This is a genomic window from Photobacterium aphoticum (assembly GCF_001029435.1).
Lineage (GTDB): Bacteria > Pseudomonadota > Gammaproteobacteria > Enterobacterales > Vibrionaceae > Photobacterium > Photobacterium aphoticum.
Map to the genome: position 1 here is coordinate 1 of NZ_LDOV01000026.1, position 7,842 is coordinate 7,842.

Here is a 7,842-nt window from a genome sequence, read left to right on the forward strand (position 1 = left end):
AAGCGGGTAAGCGGGTAAGCGTAAAGACCAAAAAGAAAAAAGGAAGCAAAACACAGCGGTTTTACTTCCCTTTCAGTCAGTCCGTTAATCGGCCTCTTCAATCCAGCACATTTGCACGGCTTCTAATACTCGCTCGCTGCAATGGGCCGGATCGTCATCAAAGTCATCCAGTGCCAGGATCCACTCACGTAAATCCGTAAAACGGATCGTATGAGGGTCCACATCCGGGTAGGTGTCCGCGAGGGCGATGGCCAATTCGCGGGAATCAATCCATGTTAAGCGCATACACTGCTCCTTTTACTGTGACACACTGACGGGCGATTGCGGGTAAGGTTGCCCTGCCTATTCATTCACAGACAGGGAGACCCTTTTTAATGACCTTCAGACGCCAGGTTCAGGGTGTATTTTGGAATTTCGACAACCAAATCTTCATCCGCTACGCGGGCCTGACAGCTTAGGCGAGACTCAGGCTCAAGGCCCCATGCTTTATCCAGCATGTCGTCTTCCAGTTCATCACTTTCTTCAAGTGAATCAAAACCTTCACGCACAATGCAGTGACACGTGGTACACGCACATGATTTTTCACACGCGTGCTCAATGCCGATACCGTTGCGCAGTGCTACATCCAGAATCGTTTCCCCTTCTTGGGCTTCTAGCACCGCCCCTTCTGGGCAAAGATCTTCATGGGGTAGTACAACAATTTTAGGCATGCCTAAACCTCATCAATCGAGTGACCGGCCAAGGCCTGACGAATAGATTTGTCCATTCGGCGTGACGCAAATTCTTGGCTGGCTTTATCTGTTTTCTTAATACCGGCTTCAATGGCGTATGGGTCTGTGCCCTGACGCAATTGCACCAGTTCCATCATGACGGCTTCCAGTTGATCGCGCTCTTCTTTGCTCAGCAGGGTATCACCATCCTGAGCCAGTGCCGCGATCAGCCCTTCGAGAACGCGATCCGCTTCCACTTGTTGCTCAGCAAGGGCACGGGCGTCTTTATCATCTTGGGCGTAGGTCATTGAATCGCGGATCATGGTCGCGATTTCATCATCGGTCAGGCCGTAAGACGGCTTCACCTGAATAGAAGACTGCACACCGCTGCTCTTTTCCATTGCAGTCACAGACAGCAAGCCATCTGCATCCACCTGGTAAGTCACACGAATGTGAGCCGCACCAGCGGCCATCGCAGGGATGCCACGCAGAGTGAAACGGGCCAGTGAACGGCAATCGCTCACCATCTCACGCTCACCTTGTACCACGTGCACAGACATTGCCGTTTGGCCGTCTTTGAACGTGGTAAATTCCTGCGCGCGCGCCACAGGGATGGTGGTGTTACGAGGGATGATTTTCTCAATCATGCCACCCATGGTTTCGATACCCAGCGACAGCGGGATCACATCCAGCAGCAGCATTTCCGCATCCGGCTTGTTGCCGACTAAAATGTCAGCCTGAATCGCCGCACCGATAGCCACAACCTGATCCGGGTCGATAGAGGTCAATGGCGTTTTACCAAAGAAGTTACCGACCATGTCACGTACCAATGGCACGCGGGTTGAGCCGCCTACCATGACGGTTTCAATCACGTCATCGTTGGCCACGTCGGCATCTTTCAGTGCACGACGGCACGCCATCAGGGTCTTTTTCACCAAAGGCTGGATCAATGCATCAAACTGCTCACGGCTCACACTGCCGGTCCAGCCCAATACCTCAACCTCGACAGTATCGTTTGCTGACAAGGCTTCTTTCGCCGCTTGTGCCGCATCTTGCAACGCACGCTGTGCATTAGCAGACAATGGCAGTTCAAAACCGGCTTGTTCGGCGATCCAATCTGCCAACAGGTGGTCAAAGTCATCACCGCCCAGCGCAGAATCGCCACCGGTCGCCAACACTTCAAACACGCCTTTTGACAAACGCAGGATAGAGATATCAAACGTACCGCCACCCAAGTCATATACGGCAATCACGCCTTCCTGACCCGAATCCAGGCCGTAGGCAATCGCCGCCGCCGTCGGTTCGTTCAGCAGACGCAACACGTTCAGGTTCGCCAGCTTGGCGGCATCTTTGGTGCCCGCACGCTGCGCATCATCAAAATACGCCGGTACCGTGATCACGACACCTGCCAGTTCACCACCTAGAGTGTCCTGTGCACGGGTGTTCAGTGTTTTCAGGATTTCCGCCGACACTTGTACCGGGTTAACGGCACCTTGGCGGGTGTTCAACTGTGGCAAGCCGTTATCCGTTGCGCTTAGGCTGTAAGGCAATTGTGGGTAACGCTGTTGAATATCGCTCAGGGAGCGTCCCATCATTCGCTTCACGGAAATGATGCTATTTGCCGGATCTTGCTGGGCGATATCACGGGCTTCTCGACCCACGACAATGCCCGCTTCACCGTAATATACCGCTGAAGGCAAAATGGCTTGCCCCTGCAGATCTTTCAGTGTTTCTGGTACGCCACTACGTACTGCAGCCACGAGTGAGTTAGTCGTTCCAAGGTCGATACCCACCGCCAACTTGTGTTGATGCGGCGCCGCACTTTGACCCGGTTCAGCAATCTGTAACAGTGCCATTTTCTTTCCTGTGAAGTTAATACTGGGATCGGAAACCGTTCGGGAACCGTTCGGAAACCGTCCGGATACCGTTAATCGAGCAGGCTCTCTTCAAGGCGCTCAACTTCCGCTTGAAGCTTAACAATAAACTTAAGCTTGCGCACGGCATCTGCCGCCGCTTCCCAGTGTTCCTCGAGCAGTAATTGCTCAAGATCTGTTAACTGTGATTTGTACAGCGAAGTCACTTGTTGCTCAAAGTCGAACAAGGCGGATTCAGGATCATCGGCATCGGTGATCTCTTCCAGCGCTTCGCGCAGCTCCATCTGCTGCATCAAAAAGACCGGATCTTGCAGGGTTTTCTGCTCCCCACGAATATCCATGTCTTTTTCCGACAACATGTATTCCGCCCGAGAGATCGGGTTTTTCAGCGTTTGGAATGCATCATTGATTTGTGCCGCTTTCTGCACCGCCATCAATCGATCGCGTTCAGAAGCAGTGGCAAAGTTATCAGGGTGAAAACGACGCTGCAGTTCTCGGAAGTGAGTAGCAAGAAGGCTACCGTCCAGCGGAAACTGAAAAGGTAGCCCAAAGAGTTCAAAATGATTCATATCGCGCACGTATCTTAAAGACAGAATCTGAAAAGGACTGAACCTGATGACCGCCATAGGCAGTGATCAGGCTCAGTATATTCAGCGATTAGACGTTGAAGCTTTCACCACAACCACATTCACTGGATACGTTAGGGTTATTGAACTGGAAACCTTCGTTCAGACCTTCTTTAGCAAAGTCCAACTCAGTGCCGTCAAGGTAAACCAGACTCTTAGCATCAACAATGATTTTGACGCCTTTTTCTTCAAAGATCTGATCACCCTCGTCCAGCTCGTCTACGAACTCCAGTACGTAGGCCATGCCCGAACAGCCTGAAGTGCGGACACCCAGTCTCAGGCCGATGCCTTTACCTCGGTTTGCCAGGAAGGTAGCGACGCGACTTGCTGCCGCTTCAGTAATCGTTATGGCCATACAACAACCCTTAGGAATTAATCTTGTTCTGCGTGTTTCTTTTTGTAATCGCTCACTGCTGCTTTGATCGCATCTTCAGCAAGGATCGAGCAGTGTACTTTTACTGGTGGTAGCTCAAGCTCTTCAGCAATCGCTGAGTTCTTGATTGCCGCTGCTTCGTCTAGCGTCTTGCCTTTTACCCACTCAGTGATCAGTGAGCTTGAAGCAATGGCAGAGCCACAACCGTATGTTTTAAACTTCGCATCTTCAATAATGCCGTCTTCAGTCACTTTGATCTGAAGCTTCATTACGTCGCCACAGGCAGGTGCCCCTACCATGCCGCTACCGACATTTTTGTCGTTTTTATCAAATGAGCCCACGTTACGCGGATTCTCATAATGATCGATAACTTTTTCACTATATGCCATGACAGTTTCCTCGAATATGTGATGACCGCAAGATTAGTGGTGTGCCCACTCGACCGTGTCCAGGTCAATCCCTTCTTTATACATGTCCCACAGTGGAGACATTTCACGTAGTTTCTCTACCGCACCACGGATTTGAGAAACAGCGTGGTCAATTTCCTCTTCTGTCGTGAAGCGACCGAAAGAGAAACGAATTGAGCTGTGTGCCAATTCATCGTTCAAGCCTAATGCACGCAGTACGTACGATGGCTCAAGGCTTGCAGATGTACACGCAGAGCCAGATGAAACAGCCAGGTCTTTCAGTGCCATCAACAGCGATTCACCTTCAACGAAAGCAAAGCTGATGTTGAGGTTATGCGGCACGCGTTGTTCCATGTCACCGTTGATTGACATTGCTTCGATGCCTTCAAGGCCAGCAAGCAGACGGTTACGTAGCGCCAACACATGTTGGTAATCTTTTTCCATGTCTTCTTTTGCAACACGGAATGCTTCGCCCATACCCACGATTTGGTGAGTTGGCAGGGTACCTGAACGGAAACCACGCTCATGACCGCCACCGTGCATTTGTGCTTCTAGGCGGATACGTGGCTTACGACGCACGTACAGTGCACCGATACCTTTAGGACCGTAAATTTTGTGCGCAGACAGTGAAATCAAATCCACTTTAATAGCTTGTACGTCGATCGGCAGTTTACCCGCAGATTGTGCTGCATCCACGTGGAAAATCACTTTTTTCTCACGGCACAGTTCACCAATCGCTGCGATGTCCTGAACCACACCGATCTCGTTGTTTACGTGCATGATAGAAACCAGCACAGTGTCTTCACGCATTGCGTCGCGCAGCTTAGCCATATCGATGATACCGTTGGCTTCTGGCTCAAGGTAAGTCACCTCATAGCCTTCACGCTCTAGCTGACGACATGGGTCAAGCACCGCTTTGTGCTCTGTTTTACACGTAATAACGTGCTTGCCTTTCTTGTTGTAGAAATGCGCAGCACCTTTGATAGCCAGGTTGTCTGACTCGGTAGCACCGGATGTAAATACGATCTCACGAGGATCCGCGTTAAGCAGTTCAGCAATCTGCTCACGTGCAGTATCTACTGCTTCCTCGGCCTGCCAACCAAAACGGTGAGAACGAGAAGCCGGGTTACCAAAGTTGCCATCCATTGTCAGGCATTGCATCATTTTCTCTGCAACGCGTGGATCAACCGGGCAAGTAGCTGAATAATCAAAATATATTGGCAGTTTCATCTTCATCTCCGAAAACACGGACGTCTGGTCTCTAGGAGCGAACATCGACACCGATTGAGGTGCTATCGTGTGTATTTTTATGTCCAAATGATGTTTTGTGTAAGCTTTGATCCTGACGATCAGAGATCTCTTGTACATCATTGTCTTGCATCAACTCACCAAGAGTGATGTTGTTCAAAAAGCCGCTGATCCGGGCACTCAGGTCACGCCATAGCGTGTGTGTCAGACAACGAACCCCGCCTTGGCAATCTCCTTTACCGTGGCATTTGGTTGCATCAACCGATTCATCAACCGCTGCGATCACCATACCAATGGCAATATCGTTAGCGTCTTCACCGAGGCGGTAACCACCACCGGGACCACGCACACTGGCGACTAAACCAGCTTTACGCAAGCGAGAAAAGAGTTGTTCCAGGTAAGACAGTGAAATCCCCTGGCGCTCAGATATGTCGGCCAATGGTACGGGACCATCCTGAGAGTGCAACGCCACATCTAACATCGCTGTGACGGCGTATCTTCCTTTTGATGTCAATCTCATAACACACCACTACCCACGTTTATTTATGGGAAGCAGTGTCGCATACCTGACTAAAACGGTCAAGTATTTACCTGACTGATTTAGTCAGGCTTTTAACCATAAAGATAATGTGACTACTTGTCTTTATACTCAAGCGATTTTTCTACGGAAGAGAGGATGCCACGCAGAATTTGTAACTCTTGCTCCTCCGGACGCGCACGGGTAAACAGACGGCGTAATTTCGCCATCACCATGCCGGGATGCTTTTTATTAATGAAGCGAGTTTGACGTGCCACCTTTTCAAGGTGTTCGTAGAACATTTCCAGCTCATTCACACGAGGATAGGCTTCTACCTGTGGTTGCTGGCCTGCGTATTTCTGCTGCTCAAGGAAGGCCATACGCACTTCATAGCTGACGGTCTGTACCGCCATCGCCAGGTTCAGCGAGCTGTATTCAGGGTTAGCAGGGATATAGACATGACAGTGGCAACGCTGCAGCTCTTCATTGGTCAGGCCGGTGCTTTCGCGGCCAAACAGAATAGCAACAGGGTGTGAAGCGGCTTCCGCAATGGCTTTGATCCCGCATTCTCGCGGATCAAGTTGCGGCCACTCAAGGGTACGTGATCGGGCGCTGGCTCCCACCACCAAACCACAATCAGCAATCGCCTCATCGAGTGTTGGAACAATCTTCGCGTTCGACACCACATCGCCGGCACCAGCCGCGAGGGCGTAAGTCGTTTCGTCGATTTCACACAACGGCGCGACGAGGATCAGTCGGGTCAACCCCATCACTTTCATGGCGCGTGCCGCCGAGCCAATGTTGCCCGGATGAGAGGTACCAACAAGAACCACGCTGATTTTATCTAACATAGAAGCTACGAATTCCAACAGTTCAATAGAGCCGTGGGATTTTAACACAGAGATTTTAAAAAAGGTGAAAACATGTAAAAACATTATACCATTCAAGCTGAGCCTGACGTTAAATGGGCAAAAAGCCACCAGCCCTGCGTCAGATCGCACTCAGGGTAAAAAATAACCACTTCCCTTTTGTGGTGGCTCTGATATACTCGCCGCCGCTTTTTAGTTCTTTAACATCCGTTGGGAAGATCCTATGCATCCGATGCTTAATATCGCCATTCGTGCTGTACGAAAGGCTGGTGACCATGTCATTAAATCTCTAGAAAAACCTCAAGCTATTGAAGTAGCTAACAAAGGTAATGATGTTGTTACCAACATCGATAAAGAAGCAGAAGCTATCATTATCGAGACAATCCTTAAGTCTTACCCTGACCACTGCATTATTGCCGCAGAAGGCAGTAATAAAGAAGGTCGTGACAAAGATTGTCAGTGGATCATCGACCCAGTGGATGGCACCAAGAACTTCGTTCGTGGTTACCCTCACTTTGCTATTTCTGTTGCACTACGCATGCGTGGCCGCACTGAAATCGCTGCTGTTTACGATCCAACTCGCAACGAACTATTCACGGCAACTCGCGGTTCTGGCGCACAGCTAAACAGCCAGCGTATCCGTGTTTCTGAACCTCGCGACCTAACTGGTACTACTCTGGCAACTGGCCTACCGTTTGCTGCTAAACAGCACGCTGAAAGCTTTGCTAAAATCCAGAACGCACTGTTCGTTGATTGTGACGACATGCGTCAATCAGGCTGTTCTGCCCTAGACCTATGTTACCTAGCTGCTGGCCGTGTTGACGGTGTATTCAAGCTAGGCCTGAAGCCTTGGGAAATCGCAGCAGGTGAACTAATCGCGCGTGAAGCTGGTGCTATCTGTACTGACTTTACTGGCAACACTAACTACCTGACTTCTGGCAACATCGTTGCTGGTCCAGCGCGTGTAGTGAAGCCTCTGCTAAGCAAAATCCGTGAACACGGTAGCGAAGCACTGAACAAGTAATCTTCGGATTATCCAAAATTAAAAAACGCCCCCGTGCACTGCGCACGGGGGCGTTTTTTTGTTTATAAGACAGGAACGAGTCTAAAGGGACGAGGAGCGAGTAAGGGCAAAGAGCCCAGGCTATGGACCTGTGGACCTATGGACCTGTGGACCTATGGACCTATGGACCTATGGACCTATGGACCTATGGACCT

At 50.3% G+C, this 7,842-nt stretch carries 10 protein-coding genes; 1 reads left to right on the top strand and 9 read right to left on the bottom strand.

The features are described 5' to 3' along the window. Window positions 1-84 precede the first annotated feature (84 nt). From iscX to trmJ, 9 genes are all read right to left on the bottom strand, one after another. The gene (iscX, locus tag ABT58_RS14840; RefSeq protein WP_047875217.1) at window positions 85-285 is read right to left on the bottom strand and encodes a Fe-S cluster assembly protein IscX; all 201 of its coding nucleotides are present in this window, start codon (window positions 283-285) and stop codon (window positions 85-87) included. 86 nt (window positions 286-371) lie between these two features. Next, window positions 372-710 carry an ISC system 2Fe-2S type ferredoxin gene (fdx, locus tag ABT58_RS14845; RefSeq protein ID WP_047875218.1) on the bottom strand — a complete coding sequence of 113 codons (339 nt, stop codon included), beginning with the start codon at window positions 708-710 and terminating at the stop codon, window positions 372-374. Window positions 711-712: 2 nt separating this feature from the next. Beyond that, window positions 713-2,566 carry a Fe-S protein assembly chaperone HscA gene (gene hscA, locus ABT58_RS14850; RefSeq protein ID WP_047875219.1) on the bottom strand — a complete coding sequence of 618 codons (1,854 nt, stop codon included), beginning with the start codon at window positions 2,564-2,566 and terminating at the stop codon, window positions 713-715. Window positions 2,567-2,637: 71 nt separating this feature from the next. Continuing rightward, a complete protein-coding gene (gene hscB / locus ABT58_RS14855; RefSeq protein ID WP_047875220.1) occupies window positions 2,638-3,153 on the bottom strand; it encodes a co-chaperone HscB in 516 nt (171 codons plus the stop codon). An 88-nt stretch (window positions 3,154-3,241) separates the two neighbouring features. Further along, window positions 3,242-3,565, bottom strand: a complete 324-nt coding sequence (gene iscA / locus ABT58_RS14860; protein ID WP_047875221.1) for an iron-sulfur cluster assembly protein IscA — start codon at window positions 3,563-3,565, stop codon at window positions 3,242-3,244. A 17-nt stretch (window positions 3,566-3,582) separates the two neighbouring features. Continuing rightward, the gene (gene iscU / locus ABT58_RS14865) at window positions 3,583-3,972 is read right to left on the bottom strand and encodes a Fe-S cluster assembly scaffold IscU (RefSeq protein WP_047875222.1); all 390 of its coding nucleotides are present in this window, start codon (window positions 3,970-3,972) and stop codon (window positions 3,583-3,585) included. Window positions 3,973-4,005: 33 nt separating this feature from the next. Further along, window positions 4,006-5,220: an IscS subfamily cysteine desulfurase gene (locus ABT58_RS14870; protein ID WP_047875223.1), complete on the bottom strand. Its 1,215-nt coding sequence runs from the start codon at window positions 5,218-5,220 to the stop codon at window positions 4,006-4,008. Window positions 5,221-5,251: 31 nt separating this feature from the next. Next, window positions 5,252-5,758 (bottom strand): Fe-S cluster assembly transcriptional regulator IscR, encoded by a 507-nt coding sequence (gene iscR / locus ABT58_RS14875; RefSeq protein WP_047875224.1) that lies wholly within the window; start codon window positions 5,756-5,758, stop codon window positions 5,252-5,254. Window positions 5,759-5,871: 113 nt separating this feature from the next. After that, the gene (gene trmJ, locus ABT58_RS14880) at window positions 5,872-6,606 is read right to left on the bottom strand and encodes a tRNA (cytosine(32)/uridine(32)-2'-O)-methyltransferase TrmJ (RefSeq protein ID WP_047875226.1); all 735 of its coding nucleotides are present in this window, start codon (window positions 6,604-6,606) and stop codon (window positions 5,872-5,874) included. Window positions 6,607-6,847: 241 nt separating this feature from the next. Between trmJ and suhB the strand changes: the two genes are divergently transcribed. Continuing rightward, entirely contained in the window at window positions 6,848-7,648 is an 801-nt protein-coding gene (gene suhB / locus ABT58_RS14885; RefSeq protein ID WP_047875225.1) for an inositol-1-monophosphatase, read from the top strand. Window positions 7,649-7,842 lie beyond the last annotated feature (194 nt).

Excerpts from the sequence above, each read along its gene's own strand:
- iscX (WP_047875217.1), bottom strand. The coding sequence starts at position 285 with ATGCGCTTAACATGGATTGATTCCCGCGAATTGGCCATCGCCCTCGCG.
- trmJ (WP_047875226.1), bottom strand. The coding sequence starts at position 6,606 with ATGTTAGATAAAATCAGCGTGGTTCTTGTTGGTACCTCTCATCCGGGC.
- iscA (WP_047875221.1), bottom strand. The coding sequence starts at position 3,565 with ATGGCCATAACGATTACTGAAGCGGCAGCAAGTCGCGTCGCTACCTTC.
- suhB (WP_047875225.1), top strand. The coding sequence starts at position 6,848 with ATGCATCCGATGCTTAATATCGCCATTCGTGCTGTACGAAAGGCTGGT.
- iscU (WP_047875222.1), bottom strand. The coding sequence starts at position 3,972 with ATGGCATATAGTGAAAAAGTTATCGATCATTATGAGAATCCGCGTAAC.
- iscR (WP_047875224.1), bottom strand. The coding sequence starts at position 5,758 with ATGAGATTGACATCAAAAGGAAGATACGCCGTCACAGCGATGTTAGAT.
- hscA (WP_047875219.1), bottom strand. The coding sequence starts at position 2,566 with ATGGCACTGTTACAGATTGCTGAACCGGGTCAAAGTGCGGCGCCGCAT.
- hscB (WP_047875220.1), bottom strand. The coding sequence starts at position 3,153 with ATGAATCATTTTGAACTCTTTGGGCTACCTTTTCAGTTTCCGCTGGAC.
- fdx (WP_047875218.1), bottom strand. The coding sequence starts at position 710 with ATGCCTAAAATTGTTGTACTACCCCATGAAGATCTTTGCCCAGAAGGG.
- ABT58_RS14870 (WP_047875223.1), bottom strand. The coding sequence starts at position 5,220 with ATGAAACTGCCAATATATTTTGATTATTCAGCTACTTGCCCGGTTGAT.